General features: G+C 43.5%; 15 protein-coding genes and 1 tRNA gene. 2 read left to right on the top strand and 14 right to left on the bottom strand.

What is annotated here, in order from left to right:
* The 4 genes from DF182_RS27600 to DF182_RS27585 form a co-directional block, all read right to left on the bottom strand.
* Positions 1 to 1,479: a RagB/SusD family nutrient uptake outer membrane protein gene (locus DF182_RS27600; protein ID WP_245957578.1), complete on the bottom strand. Its 1,479-nt coding sequence runs from the start codon at positions 1,477 to 1,479 to the stop codon at positions 1 to 3.
* A 21-nt stretch (positions 1,480 to 1,500) separates the two neighbouring features.
* A complete protein-coding gene (locus DF182_RS27595) occupies positions 1,501 to 5,103 on the bottom strand; it encodes a SusC/RagA family TonB-linked outer membrane protein (RefSeq protein ID WP_161964289.1) in 3,603 nt (1,200 codons plus the stop codon).
* A 214-nt stretch (positions 5,104 to 5,317) separates the two neighbouring features.
* The gene (locus tag DF182_RS27590; RefSeq protein ID WP_113618979.1) at positions 5,318 to 6,499 is read right to left on the bottom strand and encodes a FecR family protein; all 1,182 of its coding nucleotides are present in this window, start codon (positions 6,497 to 6,499) and stop codon (positions 5,318 to 5,320) included.
* A 97-nt stretch (positions 6,500 to 6,596) separates the two neighbouring features.
* Entirely contained in the window at positions 6,597 to 7,205 is a 609-nt protein-coding gene (locus tag DF182_RS27585) for an RNA polymerase sigma factor (protein WP_113618978.1), read from the bottom strand.
* Positions 7,206 to 7,597: 392 nt separating this feature from the next.
* Between DF182_RS27585 and DF182_RS27580 the strand changes: the two genes are divergently transcribed.
* Positions 7,598 to 8,026, top strand: coding sequence for a nuclear transport factor 2 family protein (locus DF182_RS27580; RefSeq protein ID WP_113618977.1), 429 nt, complete (start codon positions 7,598 to 7,600; stop codon positions 8,024 to 8,026).
* Between the two features lie 136 nt (positions 8,027 to 8,162).
* On the opposite strand, the gene DF182_RS27575 is transcribed toward DF182_RS27580, so the two are convergent.
* From DF182_RS27575 to DF182_RS27540, 8 genes are all read right to left on the bottom strand, one after another.
* Positions 8,163 to 9,470 carry a DUF4302 domain-containing protein gene (locus DF182_RS27575; RefSeq protein WP_113618976.1) on the bottom strand — a complete coding sequence of 436 codons (1,308 nt, stop codon included), beginning with the start codon at positions 9,468 to 9,470 and terminating at the stop codon, positions 8,163 to 8,165.
* A 36-nt stretch (positions 9,471 to 9,506) separates the two neighbouring features.
* Positions 9,507 to 10,883, bottom strand: coding sequence for a substrate import-associated zinc metallohydrolase lipoprotein (locus DF182_RS27570; protein WP_161964288.1), 1,377 nt, complete (start codon positions 10,881 to 10,883; stop codon positions 9,507 to 9,509).
* Between the two features lie 38 nt (positions 10,884 to 10,921).
* Positions 10,922 to 12,400: a RagB/SusD family nutrient uptake outer membrane protein gene (locus DF182_RS27565; RefSeq protein ID WP_113618974.1), complete on the bottom strand. Its 1,479-nt coding sequence runs from the start codon at positions 12,398 to 12,400 to the stop codon at positions 10,922 to 10,924.
* Between the two features lie 18 nt (positions 12,401 to 12,418).
* Entirely contained in the window at positions 12,419 to 15,883 is a 3,465-nt protein-coding gene (locus tag DF182_RS27560; protein ID WP_211327224.1) for a SusC/RagA family TonB-linked outer membrane protein, read from the bottom strand.
* A gap of 443 nt (positions 15,884 to 16,326) precedes the next feature.
* Positions 16,327 to 17,598 (bottom strand): FecR family protein, encoded by a 1,272-nt coding sequence (locus tag DF182_RS27555; RefSeq protein WP_147243565.1) that lies wholly within the window; start codon positions 17,596 to 17,598, stop codon positions 16,327 to 16,329.
* Between the two features lie 55 nt (positions 17,599 to 17,653).
* Complete coding sequence (locus DF182_RS27550) at positions 17,654 to 18,319, bottom strand: RNA polymerase sigma factor (protein ID WP_113618971.1); 666 nt, start codon at positions 18,317 to 18,319, stop codon at positions 17,654 to 17,656.
* Between the two features lie 7 nt (positions 18,320 to 18,326).
* Complete coding sequence (locus tag DF182_RS27545; RefSeq protein ID WP_113618970.1) at positions 18,327 to 18,782, bottom strand: GNAT family N-acetyltransferase; 456 nt, start codon at positions 18,780 to 18,782, stop codon at positions 18,327 to 18,329.
* A 1,092-nt stretch (positions 18,783 to 19,874) separates the two neighbouring features.
* A tRNA-Lys gene (locus tag DF182_RS27540) sits at positions 19,875 to 19,947 on the bottom strand.
* 101 nt (positions 19,948 to 20,048) lie between these two features.
* Here DF182_RS27540 and DF182_RS27535 point away from each other — a divergent pair.
* Complete coding sequence (locus tag DF182_RS27535) at positions 20,049 to 20,411, top strand: glyoxalase superfamily protein (protein WP_113618969.1); 363 nt, start codon at positions 20,049 to 20,051, stop codon at positions 20,409 to 20,411.
* A gap of 1 nt (position 20,412) precedes the next feature.
* On the opposite strand, the gene DF182_RS27530 is transcribed toward DF182_RS27535, so the two are convergent.
* On the bottom strand, positions 20,413 to 20,781 hold the full coding sequence (locus tag DF182_RS27530) for a YccF domain-containing protein (protein ID WP_113619749.1): 369 nt from the start codon (positions 20,779 to 20,781) through the stop codon (positions 20,413 to 20,415).
* A 122-nt stretch (positions 20,782 to 20,903) separates the two neighbouring features.
* Positions 20,904 to 21,563 carry a GDSL-type esterase/lipase family protein gene (locus DF182_RS27525; RefSeq protein ID WP_113618968.1) on the bottom strand — a complete coding sequence of 220 codons (660 nt, stop codon included), beginning with the start codon at positions 21,561 to 21,563 and terminating at the stop codon, positions 20,904 to 20,906.
* Positions 21,564 to 21,622: the final 59 nt, after the last annotated feature.

Raw genomic sequence — 21,622 nt, 5'->3', positions numbered from 1 at the left:
TTATGGGTTGTTAGGCATGCCTGGATTGTATTGCATGAAAAGGTACGGTAGCTGCAAGACCAGGCGGTCTGGTTGGCGCAGCGTATATGACGTTGTGCTGCCATCCTTTTTATACAGTGTATGCGTAAACGTTATTCCGGCGAACAGTGGGTCTACAGAAAGGCGGCGCATATCAAACCAGCGGTAACCTTCCATGGCAAATTCACGGATACGCTCTTCAATAATGAATTTGATCAGTGCAACCTGGTCGCCCGTTACAACAGCCGGCACCGCTGCGTCGGCAGCCGGCATGCGATGCTGACGCAGTGTTTCCACATCCGCTACAGCACCCGGCTGGTCGTTGAGCCGTGCTTTGCATTCGGCTCGCAACAGATATAATTCCGATAACTCCAGCCCATACCTGGTGTACTGCACACCATATTTTCTCAGGCGTCCACCGGCATTGAGGGACCCGTCAGGATTCTTGTTGGTATACAGGAGCAAGCGAAGATCGGAAGCTCCGTACAGGGCTGCTGTTTGCGGTGTCAGCACCAGCCCGTTATTACCATACAAATTCCCATTATATCGGCCATTAGAATAGACCTTGAAGAGCACGGATTCTCTCAGGTCAATAAAATTATTACCAGGCCCTTTGGTTGGACCAAGATTGGGGTCCATAGGCAGGAAGGAGCCGCCGGTTCCCATGGTCTGGTTATAATCATACAATTGGGCACTGCCTGCTCCCAGGTCGTTGAAAGCTGCATTCAGCATTGGCAAGGCATCATTATACCGACCCATAAACAGGTATATTTTACCTAACAAACCTTCTACTGCCGGTTTGGACATACGGGTACGGATAGCAGGAACTACCGGCAGGTCGGGCAGGGCTTCTGTAAGGTCCTTGATAATAAAATCATACATTTCCTGCACAGTACCTCTTTTAAATTCGGTAACTGTGATATCCGCCTGCGTAATAATAGGGAAACCCAGGTCAGTGCCTGCCGTAGCAGCCTGATATGGTTTTCCATAAAGATTAATGAGCTGGAAATTGCTCCAGGCACGGGTTGCACGGGCTTCCGCGCGGATGCTCCTTTTCTGCGCGTCCGTTCCTTCGGTGGAATTCATGACCTCGTTGATAATCTTGTTCAACTGGTACATATTGCTCATGAGGCCACTCAGCAACAATGGTTGACGCTGATATGAATCATTCGGATAGTAGATCACATCCTGCCACTGGAAAAGCCTGGTCATATGTTGGGAAACAGGACTGAACAGTCCATCCTCTGCCGCCAGGTCATCTTCCATTAATACGACTTCCTGCCATCCCCCTGCATTACGGGACTGATAGAAATCAGGACTGTTCATCAGTTTATCATAATCGGATGTAGAAGATGCCACCTGACTGCCCAGTGGCACCATCTCCAGAAAGCTTTTGCTACAAGCGGTAAAAGCTACAGGGGTTGTGACGCAGATCAGGATATATAGTAATTTCTTCATCATGCTGTGTTATTTAAAATCAGATTAAAGTGTTACTCTTAACCCCAGGCTATAGCTGTGTTTAGACAATGGAACAAATGAACTTCCGACACTCGGGTCCGCATTGTATTCCGGATCAATACCGTAATGATTGGCTTTCCATATCATAAAGTTGCTGGCCTGCGCAAAGACACTGGCACGTTGTAATCTTAAACTTTTCACCAAAGCCGGCTGCAGCTCGTATGATAAGGAAATATCCCTGAGTTTTATATAGGAAGCGCTTACCACATTTATGTCTGCATAGTTAAAGTAGTCCATATTTCTGCGGTTATAATCAATTGCCGGACTGGAAACATAGGAAGGCACATTGGTAAATGCTTCATCACCTGGTTTTTGCCAGCGGTCAAGAAAATCTGTTCTGAGATTACCACCGAAGTAGGCACGGTTGGCAAGACGGCCGGAGCTTGTATAGGTCACAACCCTGCGCATCACATGACCAAGGTTGTAGATGAGATTTGCAGACAGGGAAATACCTTTATAACTGAAAGTGTTGGTAAGTCCTCCGCTGAATTTAGGCTGTGAAACGCCCTTATATACCAGGTCGTCACCAGTTGCGATGTTGGGATTTTTGGTCACCTTATTATTGGCCAGCTTTATTTGCGGATCGCCTAAACTGTCGAGCCCTGCATAATTGTAGGCGAACACCGCGCCGAGTGCATAACCAGCCACCTTAGCGGACCCTATTTTAGAACTTGTTGTGTTGTACATCGGTGAATTTACGCCCCAGGATAGCAGTTTATTCTGGTTATAGCCGAATACCCACCGGGTAGTCCACCTGAAATCATTCGTGCGGATGTTCTCTGAATTCAACGTGATCTCTATCCCTTTGTTGTTTGCCTTTCCGAGATTACCGGCGATTTGAGTGAATCCTGTAAATGGATTTGCAGGAAGATAACTGAGCAGGTCAACTGTTGTCTTACTATATCCTTCAATACTACCATTGATGCGATTGTTGAACAAGGCAAAGTCGATCCCCATATTGATAACTTTCACACTTTCCCAGGAGAGTTTTCTATTGGCCGCACTTCTGATGCTCATGCCATCTCCGGCTATACCACCACTCGATGCCTGTGAATTGGGACTCAGTACATCATACAACGTTGCAGCCCCTACGTAAGGCGAATTTCCCAGAATGCCATAAGTACTTCTCAGCGCAAGCGCATCAATCCATTTGACCCCAGACATGAATGATTCCTTATCTATCCTCCATTTGCCACCCAAGCTCCATACCGGTTTGTTCTGTGAAGACACGTCACTACCAAAAAGGCTGCTCTGGTCTTGTCTCCAGCTCATGTCAGCACTGTACTTCTGGTTAAAAGAGTAGCTTGCCATCGCAAAGTAGGAATTGAAACGTGTGACAGTTTTAGCAACCGTGTAGAAAGTACCGTTCAGATACCCTGTGCCGGTTACAGTACCTTGTACTCCTTTGGACATGGTAAGATAGTCGAGCACCGGATACGTACCCAAATCCCGGTTATATCCATATATGTAAGTACTGGAGTTAAAAGCGTATTGTTCCTGCGCTTCCTGTCCTGCCTGCAGGGTAAGTGCATCTTTTCCTTGCCGTGGCTTGGCCTCATACACCAGCTGGTTACGCACCATCCAGTTATGCTGGTCGTTGGTGCTGGTATTGTAAGTGCCTCCCGTCACCGGCAGATAATACACAGGGGTAGAAGCAGCGGTAGGCGCCACGGTAAAGCTCAGCAGCGTTTTCCGCAGGTTGAGGTTCCTATTGTCGGTATAAGTATCATAGGTACCAGGGGTTTTCTGATAGCCATAAGCGCCCTCAAACCGGAGCCCTTTCCACAGCTTCACGCCCACTCTGGCGTTTACATTCGCGCTCAGATTGGTCTGTTTATTTTGCTGATAGTTTAGATCTTCCAGTGGGTAATAGTCCAGGTTAATACGGCTGCGGGCCTGGTAATCCTGCCGAAGTGAATCGCCATAACCTGTCATATAAGGCATATTGATACTTCTGCCATTTGCATCCTGGAACTGCTGATAAGGCAACACATCATTCATGAGGCTCAATATGGCCTTACTGGTATTGACGGTGTTGTTCAGTGCAGTGTTCAAGGTAATGGTGACGCGTTTGCCGGCATTTAAATGCTGGGTGAGGTTCAGTCTGTAACTATTGCTCTCCTGTCCTCTATTGATGCCCTGAACATTTACATACCCCATGGAAAGGTAATAGGAATAAATATTGGTACCGCCGGAGGCAGAGATGGTATGGCTGGTAGTTACAGAAGGCCGGGTGGTAAGACTTAACATCTGTGATCTTCCATCAATGTTGGCCAGACTATCAAGGCTCTTGTTGGCCTGATCTGCGGAAATCAGTCCCCGATACTGGTTGTAAAGGATCATATCGTGAGGAGCTACATAACCAGAGGAAACACTGGCCCATGGATAGCGTACCGGGTCAAATACTTCCCGTGCCGCCTGTATGAACTGCCTGCTGTTAAGCATTGGATCATGAGCCCACTCCGGCTTGCTCTGAACAGTTACAGAACCACTATAATCAATGTTCATGCGCTGGTTCTTTTTACCTTCACGGGTAGTGATGACCACCACACCATTAGCTGCCCGGGCACCGTAGATGGCAGCTGCCGCCGCATCTTTGAGCACCGTGATGTCTTCTATATCATCCTGGTTCACAGCACTGAAATCAGGGGAAACCATACCATTGATCACGTACAACGGCTCCATATCCAGCATCACGCTGCTATTTCCCCGGATCAGGCTTTTCCTTGATACAATGCCATTAGCATTGGACCTGGCCTTTACATTGTTGAGACCAGCGCTCACATTGAGACCTGCCACCTGTCCATCCAATCGGCCAATGATATCTGTTACATCCCGGCTGCCTACCCTATTCTTGAAAATCTCCATGTCAGGTTTAGCAAAAGAGCCAGTAGCCCTTTCCTTGCTCACCTGCTGGTAACCGGTATTGTATACTACGGTTACAGCTGATAATTGTGACAACTGTTGTTTCAGCGTCACACTCATCTGTTCACCGAATCTTACTGGTACCAGGCGCGTTTCATAACTGATACTCCTGAATATCAGCGTATCGCCTTTCTCTGCGGGAAACACAAAAAAGCCTTTTTCATTTGTTGCAACAACACGTTTGTCGCGCTTTGTCATGACTGTAATACCAGGCAGTGGGTTTCCCTGTTCATCTGTTACAACACCATGTACACGTGGCAATTCCTGCTGCACTTGTTCCTGCTCCTGAACAAGTGAATTTTTTGCCCCACCCTTTTTCCGGATAAATACGGTCTTGCCCTGGATCACATATTCCAATGGCAGCCCCTCCAGTATAGTGCTCAATGCTTTTTCCAGCGGCACGTCTTTTAGTTGCACCGAGACAGGTTTCATGCCGCTAAGGCCATCATTCGTATAAAAGAACTTGTACCCCGTTTGCTCGGAGAGCATGGAAAACAGTTGCGCAGGCGACGCTTTCCCTGAATAGCTGACTTTTTGTGCCTGCACAGCCGTACTGAGTTGCAGTAGTAGCGCCAGCAGCACCACGCTGCCGGCTTTACTGAATGATTGGTTTTTGATTGTTGTAGGCTTTCTTCTCCTCATAGGAAGGATGATAGGGACATTGTCACCTTTAATTTGCATACGCTTGCATCATTTGAGTTTAAGAAATGAGCAGCGGTTTATGCTGATTCAAGTTAAACGTCATGACAAGCCGGGGGCAGGACGCCTCACTGACACCCGGTTTTTTCATTTTGTTCACCAACTTGTTTCAGAATTTTCTCCGCTGCTTGATTTTGGCTTCTATTATGGCATTATGTTACTGTTGAATGATAAGCTTATTTCCATTCCCGAAAATATAATGTAATTCATTAGATCCCAGCCCCTGTAATACCTGTTCGAGGGTGAGCGATCTTTCAATTTCTCCGCTGAAAGTGGTCTTGGGCACTGCTCCCCGGAATTCCACTTCTATATTGTACCAGCGAGCCAGTTGCCGCATCACTGTTTTAATATCTGCGTTCTCAAACCAGAAGAAGCCATCTTTCCAGGCCATCACCGCTTTCAGATTAGCAGTTGAAACAGTGGTGCTTCCATTGGGCATTACAGCCGCTGTTTTGCCGGGCTGTAACAAAAGACTTTCCTGCCCGGTATTTACCTTTATCAATCCCGATACCAGAGTGGCACTTGTATGGCCTTCCTCGGGATAAGCATTAATATTAAAAGAGGTCCCCAGCACCTGTATGGCTGTATTGTTCACTGTTACTATAAATGGTTGATGCGCGTTCGCTGCTACCTCAAAATAGGCCTCCCCGGTTACTTCCACATTTCTTTCTTTTCCGGTAAACGCTGTTGGATAGCGGATAGAGCTGGCAGCATTCAGCCAGACTTTTGTTCCGTCTGCCAATACCAGCCGGAACTGTCCTTGCCGTGGAGTACTCAACTGATTATAACCGACACCTGTTTCCTGGCCTTTTACTTCATACTGCAGACTACCATTTTGCTGATGTACAGCAGCCGTTCCCTGCAAGATAACCTGGTTGCCAGTACTATCAAGTGTGATATGGGAGCCATCAGCCAACGTTAGGATGGCCTTACTCGACCCCGGCCGAACATCAGATATCTTCGCGATCGTATTTCCGGATGGCTCTTTGCGGTGATCAATAAAATAATAAGTGCCCAATGTCAGCAAGCCCGCCAGCACGGCTGCAGCCCATCCCCAGCGACGTATAAAATGGATCCGGTGAACAGCAGGCGGCATCTCACGTAAACCGCCAGGAGTCTGCCTATCGGTCGATAATACCATTGCCAGTTCTCTTGCAACAAGCTCCTGGTCCAGCTTTTCCGCAAAGCCAGCTTCTTCGTTCATCCATGGACTTAATAATTCCTGCCAGTCATGCTCATCTCCTTCTCCGGCAAAACCAAACAGCTCTTCCTGTTCGGAGGCAGAGAGGCAGCCGGACTTATATTGTTCCAGTAAATAACTAAAACGTGATGCATCCATAATTCGAGATTCATTATTAAAGTGGCGCGGGAAAAACAAACGTACTAATCTTCTAAAAAAAATATTTTCTGACAAGCAAAAAGTGAATGTGTAATCTTCATATCCGGCTAAAAAACATCAAGTACACCAGTAGCCAGGGTAATGGATAACCTGCCTTCGCCAAATGTTCACGGATCTGCTTTAATGCAGTTACCAACGTATTCTTCACGGTGCTCACGGAAAGAGATAAATGTGTCGCAATTTCGGAGGGTTTCAGCCCTTCTTCCCGGCTTAACTGATAGATACGCCGGCGCTGATCGGGCATTTGCTGAACAGCATCCCGCACGAGCTTCGTTATTTCAGCTACCGTCGTGGGTTCTGTCATTGTTATAGACTCTCCTTCATAAAAAACATCCTCATATACCTTGTTTTCACTACGGAGTATCAACAGGTTTTTGCGTAGTACCGCTCTGCATTGCCTGGTGGCAATACGCAGCAGCCAACCCCGCATTTGCCGGATTTCCACGAGCATGTCGCGCTGCAGCCATACCTGCAGAAATGTTTCCTGCAGCGCTTCACGCACATCTTCATCATTAAGGGAAAATCGGCGAACCAGCGAAAACAACTGCGGATAATAGTAGGAGAAAAAGACTCCAAAGGCTTGCTCATCGCCAGACGCTATCTGCTGAATAAGCGCATTTTCATTATTTAAAAAGTTGCTTGACAAATTTTAATGGTTGATGTTCACTGGGGCTAAATTTAATGCAAAAAATTTGTCGTCCAAATAATTATTCCATTTTCCATGGTGTACCCTTCCTCAGGCAGTCCGCTCTGGAAGCGGCACACAAGCATCTCATATATACTGACCAACCAAAGATTATTACTTCTGAGCGCACTTAAAGTGCGCTTTCTTTTTTGTGGTGTGATCACGCAGGAACTATATCAAAAACTCTGTTAACGACATTTTTAAGGGATTTTTAAGCTGGATGAATGCGCTGATTCACTGCCACTAATATTACTTTTGTGTAATTTCAGCATTATACATATAATATGAAATGCTATTTCTCTGACCTTTATGGGATCAGCATATATTAATTATTTTTAAAAACAGCACTGTCCATGAGCCAACAACACCCTAATCTGGAGATTATCGGTAAATTTTTTGAAGCCTATAGCAAGTTTGACGCCGAAGCGATGAAAGAAGTAGTAGCAGAAGACGTTAAATGGACGATCCCGGGGCATCATCCAATGAGCGGTACTAAAGTAGGTATCACAGAAGTACTTGCCTACTTCTCAAAGCTAAGCGAATCAGGGTTCAAGGCAGATCCTATTGTATTGGGTGTAAATGACAACTACGTGATCGACTGCCACCGCGGCTGGAGCAACCGGGAAGACGGCAACAATGTAGATATGTTATGGTGCCTGCTGTGGAAAATCAAAGACGGTAAAATTGTGGAAGTGGTGAATTTTGCAGCAGATCAGCATGAAGCAGACCACTTCTTTTACAAGGCATACCAGCTGAAACCTATCCAGGAAAGAATGGCCTGAACATATAGGTAACAATAAAACAGGAAAGCCACTTCAAAAGACTAAAAAAAGTAAAACCTGCGCTACAATGACGCAGGTTTTACTTTAATACCCTTTATGGTACAAAATCCGATTCTATGCACTTGCTCGTTTGCGTCTAATAGAGCATGAAGGTCATGATGGTGCTACCATTTTTACTGGTGACTTTCCCATACATATTTCCGCTGTCAAAATAATAATCCAAAGTGAACTCATTATTTTGTAAGAACGTATCCAATAAAGTGACGTTATACGTGGCATAACCAGGCGCCAACACGACCTTATTGCTCAGCTTGTATAACCCTGTTGTTGGATTAAAATCATAGTCATAACGGAATCTGGTCGCATATATAGCACTTCCTTTGAATAACAGCCCTTCCATAATTATCTTCTTATTAGGAACATCCCATACCAGATTGATCTCGCTCTTGTCGTAAGAATTCGGATAAGCTAACACCAGTAAGCTCAATTGCTTCAGAATAGTAGTACCTGCAGGATTAGTGCCTGGCAAATTAGCTAAGAACGGAAGATTCAATCCCATATAACTCTGCCCTATCATTTGATTCAATGGAAGAAGGGCAGTCTCCGAACTCCGGACCTCTATCTTCTCTCCACTCTTTGTTTGTATAAAGAGTTTATTGCCATCCAGCAATATTCTTGTAACAAACGTGCTCCCAATCTGTACCCCACCCGATAATTCCATGCCATTGACAGAAAAAGAAAAATTCCCGGAGGAAAGCTTGATTTGATTATTAACCACGCTCATTACTCCCACTTTTCTTCCGCTCGTATTAGGAATAATCTGATAAGTAACGCCGCCATAGTCAAAAAGAGAGACTTTATTACTTGCAAAAACAGCTTTTACTGCATTAATATTTGCCAGATAACCTCCATTCAAATAAGCATCCTGTTCCTGTTTGGTTGCTTTTGCCAAAATCATTTGGGTTCTGAATTTACGGCCTACGAGGAACATTGAATCGGAGGTAACCCGAACAAATTCAAATTCATTGTCGTCTTTAAATCCTTGTCCAACAACACCTCCGCTCACAGCAGGATTTGGATCACTTAACAAATGAATGTAATTATACGTCTCAAAAGAGAGAATCGGTGCGTTTACCAGTTTAACCCTGTATGCAGATACCTGCACCGAAGCGCTACTGGTATCATTGATATCTGATACCATGCAAACCCGGTCTTTCTTTCCTTCAAAATCGAAGTTCATATAAAAACCGAAGTTACCTTTCAACCCGGTTGAATTCGTGACTTTCCAACCATACTGGGCCTGCGTGAGTAGCTGCTTGTATTGTTGTTGCTGCTCACTCATACGCTCATCAGGCGTTTTATTAAAAACCAGATCTACATCTGAACGGCTACAACCTGTAACCAAAACAGAGATGACAAATAAGAGTTTATATAAATTCTTCATAATCTCATGAATTAATATGGTAAATCATTATTCAGTTTACTTTCTCAATTTCACCAATTGAAAGTTGAGATAACTGGTCTTGTCACCTGCTTTATAAAAGCCTCCGGAGTTGAAAAAAGTTTCATCACGGCGGGAGAGATCCGGCTTACCCACTGACCAGTCCACCTTGAAAGTTGAGCCAGTCAGATAACTGGAGATATTGGTCATGAAGGAAGCCATGAAATAACCGGCATTGGTATAATTTACTCCGGTTCCCTGGGTGGCTTTTACAAAAGTGATGGAATGGCTAACCGGATCCTGCGTATAGGTGAAGTTATAATCCGCGTAGATTACTGGGTTCGTCCCGGTTTTAAATGGTACACTGACTACCAAAGTGCCAGTGGTCGCATTAGCAGGTGTAAATATATAAGTCAAATCCTGCACCACATACTTGGCGGATGCACTGTACGCGTATACTGCAGCTTTAAAGTTATCTACAGCGGTCTTTACGTCAGCAGAAACAGTCGCGGTATTATAGCTTAGTTTTGGATCAAATAGCCCCTGGTTGAAAAACCAATATTCAAATGACTGAAAACTTTTATCATTAAATTCATTATACATTGCAAATGCCACCTCTCTTTGCAGTTTCCTGAAATCAACACCGAATTGATCTCTGAAATAATTTACAACGGCAGTTTCTTTTTTCTTCAGAATATCATATCCTGATCTGGGTATCTTTCCGGCTTTATTATCAAACCACAATTGTCCATATGCTAATAAAAATCCAGCCGTTTCCGCGAAATCCTCCATTACATTGGCTCTCGCGTATCGGGAAACAAAGCCCAGAGAATCGTTATCCTTATCCGGATAAAGGGTAGAATTGCGCCAGGATTCTGTATAGTCTGCCCTGGAGATATTCTCAAATTCCAATGGCAGTCGCTGAATCTGAGACAAGGTATGGGTGAATTCATGGTGTAGGGTCTTTAGCCTTGGACGCACCGCTTCCGGATCTGCGATATTCACCGCATTCACCTCATAGAGGGTAATATTTCTACCACCACTGGCAGTAGCTAACACGCGTGATCCATCAGATTGGATAGAAAATGATCCAAATAAAACCCATTCTTTGGGAACGCATCTTTTCACAAAGGTGTTGCCTCCTGCGATTTGATATGGCTGTATATAACCACTCAAGACCATCCCCATTTGTTCTTTTACTTTGTTTTCCGAAGGCGGCACCAGGTTTTCATCAATCGATCCTTTATAGCGGTCAAAACGATAATCCACCTCTATATTATATGGATCCGTAAAGTTTTTAGTTAACCAATTATCAAGTTCGGTAGGTGTATAATCCAAATCCTTATTGAATTCGAAATCCACCTTCTCTTTTTTCCTGCAGCTGGTTACACCTAGCACTAACAGGAAGGAAAGCATGATACAAAATATTTTCATAACCAAATTTTAAATGTGATCTATCTGGGGTTTTTAGGTAATCCTGAAAGTGCTGCACTGGCAGGTATTTGAAAAACACGGCGCAAATCATCCTTCTTTAACACCTCATATGTTGTATCCCAATTGCTATTTAATTGCCTGTGTGAAATCTCTATTCCGAGGCGACTGATATCCAACCAACGAATCCCCTCATGTGCAAAAGCCTTTTGTTTGAAGTCCATTACAGTACTCATCAGGCCTGCTTTGATATCTGTAGTGTTATAGAAGCTTAAGACCTTCGCCTCGGTAATTGTATGTAACATCGCATCGTATCCTTCAATCCTAACTTGCGCAAAGTCATTCAGATCCTTTAACGCCGATGCATAATCACCTGTATTGATATAAGCTTCCGCCCTGTTCATCAGCGCCTCATCCGCTGAAAACAGGCATTGAATAGTGTAATAGGTCCAGTCAGTGGTATATGGATTTGCCCTATAGGTATAGGTGGGGTATTTTCCCAGCTGCAGTTTATCGGGAATTCCACCAAAGCGAGTATAATACTGGTAAAATTGCTTCCCGGCAACAGTATTCCCACTGATTATTTTCTCCGTGGCCAATCCTGCTCCATAACGACAACTAGCCGCGATACTACTGAAATTGGAATAGACATTTGCCAGCAACAGGTTGAAGTTCTGCTGGCTGCTCGCAAATAAAGACGGCGAATTACTACCAGCCGCCTTCAGTGCTCCGGCTATAGGTCGGAGATTCTGTTTAAAATTATTCTCCGGAAAAATAGCACTTGCATATTTTATCACTTTATCATACTCTCCCTTGAAAAGGTAAAACCTTGCAGCAAAAGCATTTGCCGCCTGCTCGTTGAAATGGAATTTGGGCGATTTATAGGTAATGCCTTTAATCAAACGGATACCTTCGAGCAAATCCTTTTCAATATGCTCATAAACAGAAGCAACTGTCCCCCTTTCGTAATTTTTGAAAGCTGTATTTTCCGGAACAGTGAGATACGGTATCCCTGGAGTTGAGTTATCACCATTGATCTGATAAGATTTCGAAAACAATGACACTAACATATGGTGTGCATAAGCCCGCGTCAACAAAGCTTCGCCTTTGTATTGCTGGCCTTTTGTTCCAAAATTATTTTCATCAACGGCCTCAATGGCATGATTCGCTGCTGCGATAGCCCTATACATATCCAACCAATAGGAATTGGGAGAATAGCTATCTGAAACTTGTGCGACTTCTTTCCATAGATAGCTGTCACGGGCAATATCATTTAAGGAGAAATCACCAGGTCCTTTATCTACGCTATTGTCTGAGGCCAATTCTGCAAACAGGAAGTAATCAGCTGATGGATAGGCGGTCACTAATAACTCGCCTACTTTTTCCGGAGTGTCCAATTCGGTACGCATATCCGGATTGACGTCAAAATACTTCTTACAGCTTCCCAGCAATAATGTTAGCAGTGATAAACTGATAATATTGTATATATTTTTCTTCTTCATTTTATTCAATGCTTTTAATTAAAAACCAGCTTTCAAAGAGAAGGTAAATTGTCTGGGCACCGGTAAGGCCACTCCCCCGCTTCCAAAAAACTCCGGATCGGCTCCATTCAACTTCTTATCTGCATAAAGCAGCAATACATTGTTCCCCACCAGGGCCAAATCGAGATTTTTCATTTTTAACCAGGCCGCATAAGACTTTGGCAGGCTATAGCCCAGGGTAACATTCTTTAAGCGGATAAAATCACCTTTGGCCACCCGTTGATCTGAAGAATTATAGGCACTGTAAGCATACATGGGGGCGCTGGACATATGTGACTGGGCCACCAATGGATCTACAATAGTTGGAATGGTCGTGTTTTTTTCATCCCCAGGTACCATCCATCGGTTTAACCACTCTTTAGACATGCCGATATCATCACTCAAAGTAGAAGTGAATACAGGCGCAAGACGTACGTAATTGCCCATACTGAAGGTAAACAGGAAGGAAAGGGATAGATTCTTATAAGCCAGCTGGTTATAGAAACCTCCGGTCAAAGTAGGATCTACAGGTCCATGATATTTCAGATACTGCACATTAGTGCTCTGAAAGTCCACCTTCATGGAATTTCTGTATCCAGACTCAGAAATGAAGGTAGGGTATCCATAATAGGGATTCAGTCCATCGAACTGTACAGAAAACAATCCCCTCTGTGCATAGCCTTCTAATGGGCCACCTTCTGCTCTCACTAAATTCGCCAGTGTCGGATTAATCACCAATTTGGTGATCTTATTTTTGTTATTGGCAAAATTGAAAGAACTTCGCCATCTGAAATTCTTTGTTTGAACAGGATTTCCTGCGATAGTCAATTCAAACCCTTTGCCAGACATAGTTGCGTAATTGGCGATTTTCTGTACCTGGCCACCTATTCCGGATGTAACAACCGGCCCGATCAAATCAAAAATGTCGCGCTTATAAAAGTCCAGTGTAACATTGACTCTGTTATTGAAGAAGGCCAGGTCCGATCCCACATTTGCTTCATACAATTTCTCCCAGGTCAGGTCTGCATTCTCCAGCGCTGAAATGTTGACATATTGCTCTTTATCTGTCTCTATAGGTCGATACGTAATACCATTATTATAAAGCACAGATTTATTTCTGGCGTTACCTAAGTTTGCGACCAGGCCGTATGTACCTCTTACTCTCGCACCACTGAGGAACTTTCCTTGTTGGTTAAAGAATTTCTCCTGGTCAATATCCCAGGCAGCGGAAACATTCCATGTTGGCAGCCACCCGAGACTTTTCCCCTTAGCTTTGGTTTTACCAAGCATATTCGAGCGATCGAATCTGGTCGTAACATTGAAACTATACTTGTCGGCAAATGCATATGCGCCACGAGCCATCATTGCAGCGAATCGATCTTTGGAATACCCCATTCCATAATAAGGCAGGTTTTGATATTGTGCATCCTGGAAGTATCTGTAGTCTGGATGTACTAAACCTGAATTGCTGTACTGATAGCCAACCCCGTCGAAATTGTCGTACTGTCTGTCAGTAGAGCGGACTTCCATGGAGCCAAAAATATTCAAACGATGTTTTGATCTAAACTGCGCATCGTACTCCAGGTTATTCCGAACATAATAACTCACCAGATTATCGGTGTTGACATTATAGAAACCTCCGTCGGCTAAAACAACGACTGGCAGCGAACCTGGCACATTGGGATCTCTAAACAGGAAGGGGTTATTTTCCATGATGTAAGGATCACTATTATGTGCCTTATATGCCCCCACCATATTTGAGTTTTCCATTACATAATGCTTTCTAAAGGTAGTAGCATAACGATAGGATCCATCTGCAGAATAGGTAAGATGTGGGATAATTTTATACTTAAACCCAGCCTGCACTTTCAGTTCATTCAGCCCAAGGTCGATGTAATTATTTTTCAGCTCATTTAATATATTGAAGGGTGCAAAGTTCCTTCTGAAGTATTCCAGATTACCCTGCTTGTCATAGGGCGTCATCAACCGGCTGGTATTCATGGCATACGAGAACGGATTGATATCAAAATCCCTGGTAAATCCGCCGGTAGAAGGATTCGTTCCTCTCGTGAGGGTACCGGGTGTACGTTGGTCTCTGATGGAACCATTAAACAACAGCTCTCCGCTAAACCTGTCACTTAATTTGAAGTTGGTTCTCAAATTCGCTGTATACCTTTTTACTCTGTCACCCACGGTTTGACCTCCATCGTTCATAAAACTGGTAGATGCATACGTCTGTGATTTTGCGTTCCCGGATGAATAACTTAAAGAGTGTTCCTGCAGCAGGGAGTTCTTGAACAAGATATCAAACCAATCAGTATTGGCATCTGCATAACGTTTCAAAAATTTTTGTCTTGAAGCCACATCATTTCTTAAAGCAAACGAATCTGCTACGGGGTCGTAGTCGTACATCTGATCATACATCTTATTAAAAATGCCTCCATCTTTCGAGTTCTTGGAAGCACTATGACCAAAATACCCTTTACGCTCCATTTCCAGCAAAACAGCCATCTGCTCTCCCGAATTCATCATATTAAATTGCTCATACCTTGGCTTCAGGTAGGTGGACAGCGTAGAACTATAATTTATCTGTGGTGCTCCGTTTGTTTGTTTTCCTTTTTTTGTAGTAACAACAATCACCCCATTCATCGCGCGCGCACCATACATGGCTGTAGCTGCCGCATCTTTGAGGATATTGAAAGATTCGATGTCATCAGGATTTAACCCCGCTACAGAGGAACCGATCAACGTGTTAGGATCTCCTGTAGACAAAGCCTCATTGGAGATATTCACGATATCTTCCAGGATGATCCCATCGATTACCCAAAGCGGCTTATTGTCGCCTGATATCGAGGTAGCACCCCGTACCCTGATCTTGGGTGCTGCTCCAAATGTGCCGGAAACATTCTGTACAGACACCCCTGCTACCTGTCCTTCCAGCATGCGTGATACATCAGGAACACCAGCACGTGCTACATCTTTTGCGTCAACCTTGGTGGAAGCCCCGGTAAACAGCTTGCGATTTATATTCTGGTAGCCCGTCACCACTACACCCTCCAGCTTTGTTTCCATTTCCTGCAACACGATATTCAGCACCTTGTTGGCGGGACTGAGCTTCATTTCTTTGGGCTCAAATCCTATCATGGAACAAACCAGCGTGGCATTATGGGGCTTGCTTTTCAATACAAAGCGTCCGTCTTTATCAGTGCTGGTACCAGCTGTAGTGCCTTTAACAACGATGGACACACCTTGCAGGGGAACACCGGCTGGATCAACAACTCGCCCTGTTATATCTATCAGCGTATCACTGGGAAGATTTGGTTCTTCATAAAATGGAGGTGGGTTGGATACAGGTTTGGGAGAAACCAGGATGCTTTGTCCATCTATTGAATACTGAAAAGGCTGATCTTTGAAAACTTCGTCCAGAAAGGCTTTCACAGGCATAGCTGACGCAGAAACAGTCACAGGCTTCGAAGCTTTTAATACAGGCCCACTATATAAAAAAACGAAACTGGTCTGTCGTTCAACAGAAGAGAAAACAGATTTCAATGAGACCTTTTCGGCAGAAAAAGAAATGCTCTGTGAACTACCAGAAGCATAAACACTAAGAAAACCAACAGTTAAGAAAACAATCGTTAGCCTCATTACTAACAGGATTTTGGTGACATGGCGGTTTCTTGCACGAGCAAACCACCTACAATAAGCAATTTTTTGCATACTTTTGCTTTGTTTGGTTGACGAAAAATTGTCCCGGACGGACTGTTTTTATGACGCCCAGACGCCAGGCCAGGGATGTTACCAGCATCACTGGCCTTTTGTTCAGGCAGTATTTTTTATTTTGCTTAAATAAGTCCTGTCTACATCCGTGATGTGTTACAGGCGAGCCTTGGCAGTTGTTGTGTCGGCATTTACAGTATTATTAAAGTTTTGTTTTCCATCCTGAATCGTACTCCGGACTCCCGTAAAAATTCCAATACGCTGGATAAACTTACATTGCGGTACATCTTACCGTCTATGGTAATGCCTGAATCCTTTCCTTCATAACGCACCTTGATATCATACCATCTTTCCAATTGTCTCATCACCGTTTGGATGTCAGCATTATTAAAACTGAACAACCCATTTTTCCAGGCAAGTGTTTGAGAAAGATCGACATCCGTTAATACCGCTATTTTATTGGAACCATCTGTTACTGATGTTTTCGGTTGCCGGTCGGCAGGCAAGGCAACGGCAATGATAGCTTGTTGGCCAGGTTTGAGAACAACTTTGCCTGTCCCCGCAATATCGGCCTCATGGCCATCTGACAACGAACTACCGCCAGCGCCTACACGAACACTTCCCTCGAAAACTGTTGTTTTGATCGTTCCCTCGTTGACGTAAGAATTTATATTGAATCTGGTCCCTAACACTTCAACAGTCGATTTCCCGTCCACATCAACCAAAAATGGTCTGGAATTATCTTTGCTCACTTCCAGATAAACCTCACCGGTAATTTTTATTTGCCTTTTTCCACCATCAAAAGATGATGGAAAACTGATGCTGGATGCTGCATTCAGCCAGGCTTTTGAGCCGTCTGGCAATACCAGCTGATACTGACCACCATTCGGTGTAGTGAGCATCAGCCTTTTACCTGCAACTGAAAGTTTCTCTCCGTCGGTATAAGCAATCGTTTCACCCACAGCAATACCGGATTTGTCAGACGCCAGATCAATTTGTTTATCATCCAGGGTCAGAACGGCCTTATCGGTTCCCGGTAAAATACTATTGACACTACCCTCATTAACCGAAACAATTCCGGAACCCATAAACCGCCGGTGATCCGACATAAAAATAGCTGTCGCAACACCTGCTATTAATAATATAGCAGCAGCATAACGAACCCACCCACGCTGCAGGAAACGCACACCATCCGCTACAGGCTTAGCTTTGCGCACCTGCATTCCGGCATGCAATAACAACTGGTCCCTGACGCTATTGACATCTTTATCAGAAAATACTGTTTGGGAATCACGGGCTACTTCCTCTGTAAGCGCCATTATATCTTCCTTATTCAGCATTTCTTTGTATTCCTCCGGCTCTCTTTCGATAAAAGCACACAATTCCTCCACCTCGCCGGGCGTAACTTCATTCCTGATAAATCGGGAAAGCAAGTCCTTATAATAAGTTCTTGATTTGTACATAAACTGATATAAGACTTTGGGAAAAAGAAAAAAGGCTATGCGAGCCCGATATTTTTTAAAAAATTTTTTGGAGAAGCCAAACAAGAACAGGAGTAAGCTTGCTATGTCGCTTCAGGTAATCACGCAAAAAAGAAAGCGTGTTGACCATATGGTTCTTTACCGTGTTGGGAGAAATATTTAACTCACGGGCTACTTCATCATAACTTTTTTTATCATTCTTGCACATCTCGTATATACGACGACGTTGGGGCGTGAGGGAGCTCAACGCTTGTTTCATAAGATGCCTATAAGGCTTATCACTCTCCTCAGATAGGGCTTCCGGTTCAATTACCGGCTCGTAATAATTAATCAGTTGTTCCCGCAGACTACGGTTTTGGGCTATTTCCTTCTGAATGTCATAAGCCCGGTTATGACAAACACGGAACAGGTAATTGCGAAAACTCTTCTCCACTTCTATTTTTCCCCGTGCCTCCCAGATCTTAATAAAAACGTCCTGTACCAGATCTTTTGCTATTTCAGGTATCTTAACAAGGACAATCGCGTAATTGAAAATTTCCTGGCAATAGCGCTCATATATCTCGGCGAAGGCTAGTGAATCATTATCCTTTAGTAGTAGGAGCAGTTTTGTATCTGGATATGTAGAATACCTGTTAATGGCAAATAGGTTTATCGTAAAATTATGAATATTTCCGTGATCTCGCGTCGTAGCACACAGCACCATCGCTGTATCATAGTAGCTTACGATAAACTAAAAAGCCTGACCGTTCTGCCAATTTATCATACAATTGCATTGCCGTATGGTTTGTTTCCTGGGTTTGCCAATAGACCCTGGAACACCCATTTGTTTTAGCAAGGCTATACACAGATTCAATGAGTTTTCGGGCGACTCCATTTCCCCGGAATTCCTGCGACACGAATAAATCCTGTAGGTAGCAACTTGGTTCTACTGTTATAGTACTGCGATGATAAAGGTAGTGCGAAAGCCCTATTAGTCTTCCGTTACCCTCCGCAACTATGGCATGGACAGGCTCATAAACATCAAAAAAGCGGTTCCATGTGGTCCGGGAAATCATAGGATCTAACATTTTATCTCCCCATCGCCCGTAAAATTCATTATAGCCATCCCACAAGGCAAGCCATTGTTCAAAATCTTCCTGGTACAGTTTTCGGATAATAATTTCCATAGTTAAATATAAATAAATCCGTTAAAAGATTCCATTTGGCTTTATAATTTGGCAGGAGAGGATACACGAAAGGGCTGATCACCTAAGGAAACAGATTATCAAAGAAAAAGCGTTTTTTAAGTAAACCCAATCTGGACTTCTTAGCAAAGCAAACCGATATAATGGATAGTTATTCAAGATTTCAGAACAAAAAATAACCCTGGTTCTTTTCTCCCAAGTAGCTTATCAGGTGTTACATTTAGGCCTATACGCTTTAATTCATGGTCTGACTGGAACCAGCTATCACAAAATCAAAAACGTTTTGTGAACAAGGAGAAGAAAGATGTGTTGGGGGGTTTAGTGTAAACAGGTATGTCAATAATTCAAAGTGGAAATTTTATAGATTAGCCAATGATAAGATTAATAAAAGTGACCATCACTAGTATTATGGAAATCGTATTACTCTTTTTCCTGTATCGTGTTTTTTTTGATTATTTCCCCTTTACCCAACCAGCTGGCCCATTTATGATTGATGGAGATCATTATCTGATAACTCCTATATCTTTTAGCATAGGAACTTTTATATTGAATTTTATCTTTTTTCATAGCAGTAATAGGTCTAAAATCCAGGTATCTATATACGCTTTGGCCTTTGCTATTTTAACTATGTTGATTTTTACAGCTGTTTATGCCATCCATACAAGTCCATCGTTCTATTTTATGTTTACTTTTAAAATGGGGATATATTTCTTTTGCTGGCTTTTATTAGGTGCAATAATACAAAGTATAGGGTTTCAGTTAATGTCAAAGAAAAGGGCATAATAACTACGGCAGCATCAATAGCCTTCACAATAATGTGTGGACAGGCTGTAAGAATATCCTGTACTATTTCTTCTTTAGATAATTTTTCCTGTATTAGATCAACTGTAATACGTCCTAATTAGCACAAATAATTTAACTAAATCCTTTTTTTATTTCTTTCGTATTTTAGTAAAAGCTGATTAACCTGTATAACGTACGGGAAAGAAATCGGGGTTATACAAAAGGAACTCGACTAAACACTCAACTAAAAAACAAAACCCCGCGCCATGCGCGAGGTTTGAAACTTGTCTGTGATCCCGCTGGGACTCGAACCCAGGACCCATACATTAAAAGTGTATTGCTCTACCAACTGAGCTACGGAATCGTTAAACGGAGCGCAAAGATAGACATAATCTCTTCACTTCCAAATTTTTTATTGCCAGGGGCAATAATATTTTTATACCGCAGTAACTTAATCTACTCTTTATGTCGCGCATTATTCCAATTTTCCGAATGTTTGACTATGCCAAAGCAATACAATTTTACATTGACTGGCTCGAATTTGAAATTGTCTGGGAACACAAGCCGGAAGGCAGTCCGGTGTATATGCGGATTGCTAAAGGTGATGTGGTGATGGATCTCTCGGAACATCATGGTGATGGTACTCCTGGCTCCAGGATCAGTATTACGGAGTTTAAAGGGCTGAAAACTTTTCATGCTGCCCTGATACAGAAAAACTATAAATACATGAAACCCGGACTGGAGCGCGCCGAATGGAACCCGGAAGTGTTGCTGATGACAGTCATCGATCCGTTCCTGAACACCATTATCTTTGAAGAGCCTTTATAGATCAGTATATTTCTTTACCGAAGGGAGCAAAGGTAAGGCTCATCAGCTTAAAATGCTGGCGGCCAAAAGGAATACCTATAACCGTAAGCGTTAGTAACACCCCAAAGAAAAAATGGCAGAGCGCTACCCAGATACCGCCGGTGAAGACCCAGATGATATTAAAAAGGGTGGCCAAACACCCAGTGGGACCAGGTACATCTCTTATTTCACGACCAAAGGGCATCAGGGTAAACAATCCGATTTTAAAACATTGTATACCGAAAGGGATACCGATAATCGATACACAAAAAAGCAGTCCGGATACCATATACCCCAGGAAAGCAGCGAAGCCACCAAATATCAGCCAGATAATATTTCCTATTAAGTTCATACGCGTAATATTACAGAAAAACGAATACATTCCATAGCAGTCTGCTTTTTTTCTGCAGTGGATAATTAAAACAAAAACGCAGCCGCTGAAAACGGCTGCGTTTCAATGATTATACGAAAAGATTATTGTTTGAGCAGATAAGGTGCTATTGCTTTACGCCAGATAGCATAGCCTTTAGGGTTCATATGCAGCATGTCTTCTACAAACAGCTCCGGACGCGGTTTGTGTTGTTTGTCCAGCATCAGGGAAAACACATCGATGAAATGGGTGTTGGCTTCTCCTGATAAAAACTGCCTGATCAGGCGGTTACCTTCTTCTGCGGTTTTAATGTATTGTACGCGGGAAGGACTGGGTTTGATAGAAACATATTCAATAGGCACCTGCGGTAGTTTAGCCCGGATCACACTGTACAGTTGTTTGAAGCGGTTAAGCAAACTGTCTGCAGTAGCGCCTTCCGGCATATCATTCTCTCCTACATATATCACAATTTGCCGGGGATGATAGTCGAAAATCAGTTCGTTGGCGTAAGTGATCACATCATTGGTGACGGCGCCACCGAAGCCTCTGTTCATCACTACATAATTGCAGAAGGTGCGTTCCAGGTCATTCCATTTACGGATAGAGGAGCTACCGATAAACAGAATAGGCCTGGCCGGCGGTGTATACATCTCATCATACTTCTTGATAGCCCTGACATCCTCTTTATATCTGGCAGGGCTCTGGGCCTGCAGACTTTGTACTGCCAGCAGGCATAATAACGCAGAAAAAAAACACTTGATCATGGACACAAAATAAGGAAGAATTACGAATCAGAGAACCCTGCCCCGTAATTCTTCCATGC

The sequence above is a fragment of the Chitinophaga flava genome (genome assembly GCF_003308995.1).
In the GTDB taxonomy this organism is placed as follows: domain Bacteria; phylum Bacteroidota; class Bacteroidia; order Chitinophagales; family Chitinophagaceae; genus Chitinophaga; species Chitinophaga flava.
This window is presented reverse-complemented; position numbering and strand designations above follow the sequence as displayed.

Excerpts from the sequence above, each read along its gene's own strand:
- DF182_RS27555 (WP_147243565.1), bottom strand. The coding sequence starts at position 17,598 with ATGTACAAATCAAGAACTTATTATAAGGACTTGCTTTCCCGATTTATC.
- DF182_RS27595 (WP_161964289.1), bottom strand. The coding sequence starts at position 5,103 with ATGAGGAGAAGAAAGCCTACAACAATCAAAAACCAATCATTCAGTAAA.
- DF182_RS27545 (WP_113618970.1), bottom strand. The coding sequence starts at position 18,782 with ATGGAAATTATTATCCGAAAACTGTACCAGGAAGATTTTGAACAATGG.
- DF182_RS27570 (WP_161964288.1), bottom strand. The coding sequence starts at position 10,883 with ATGCTTTCCTTCCTGTTAGTGCTAGGTGTAACCAGCTGCAGGAAAAAA.
- DF182_RS27525 (WP_113618968.1), bottom strand. The coding sequence starts at position 21,563 with ATGATCAAGTGTTTTTTTTCTGCGTTATTATGCCTGCTGGCAGTACAA.
- DF182_RS27535 (WP_113618969.1), top strand. The coding sequence starts at position 20,049 with ATGTCGCGCATTATTCCAATTTTCCGAATGTTTGACTATGCCAAAGCA.
- DF182_RS27590 (WP_113618979.1), bottom strand. The coding sequence starts at position 6,499 with ATGGATGCATCACGTTTTAGTTATTTACTGGAACAATATAAGTCCGGC.
- DF182_RS27600 (WP_245957578.1), bottom strand. The coding sequence starts at position 1,479 with ATGATGAAGAAATTACTATATATCCTGATCTGCGTCACAACCCCTGTA.
- DF182_RS27565 (WP_113618974.1), bottom strand. The coding sequence starts at position 12,400 with ATGAAGAAGAAAAATATATACAATATTATCAGTTTATCACTGCTAACA.
- DF182_RS27530 (WP_113619749.1), bottom strand. The coding sequence starts at position 20,781 with ATGAACTTAATAGGAAATATTATCTGGCTGATATTTGGTGGCTTCGCT.
- DF182_RS27550 (WP_113618971.1), bottom strand. The coding sequence starts at position 18,319 with ATGGTGCTGTGTGCTACGACGCGAGATCACGGAAATATTCATAATTTT.
- DF182_RS27575 (WP_113618976.1), bottom strand. The coding sequence starts at position 9,470 with ATGAAGAATTTATATAAACTCTTATTTGTCATCTCTGTTTTGGTTACA.
- DF182_RS27580 (WP_113618977.1), top strand. The coding sequence starts at position 7,598 with ATGAGCCAACAACACCCTAATCTGGAGATTATCGGTAAATTTTTTGAA.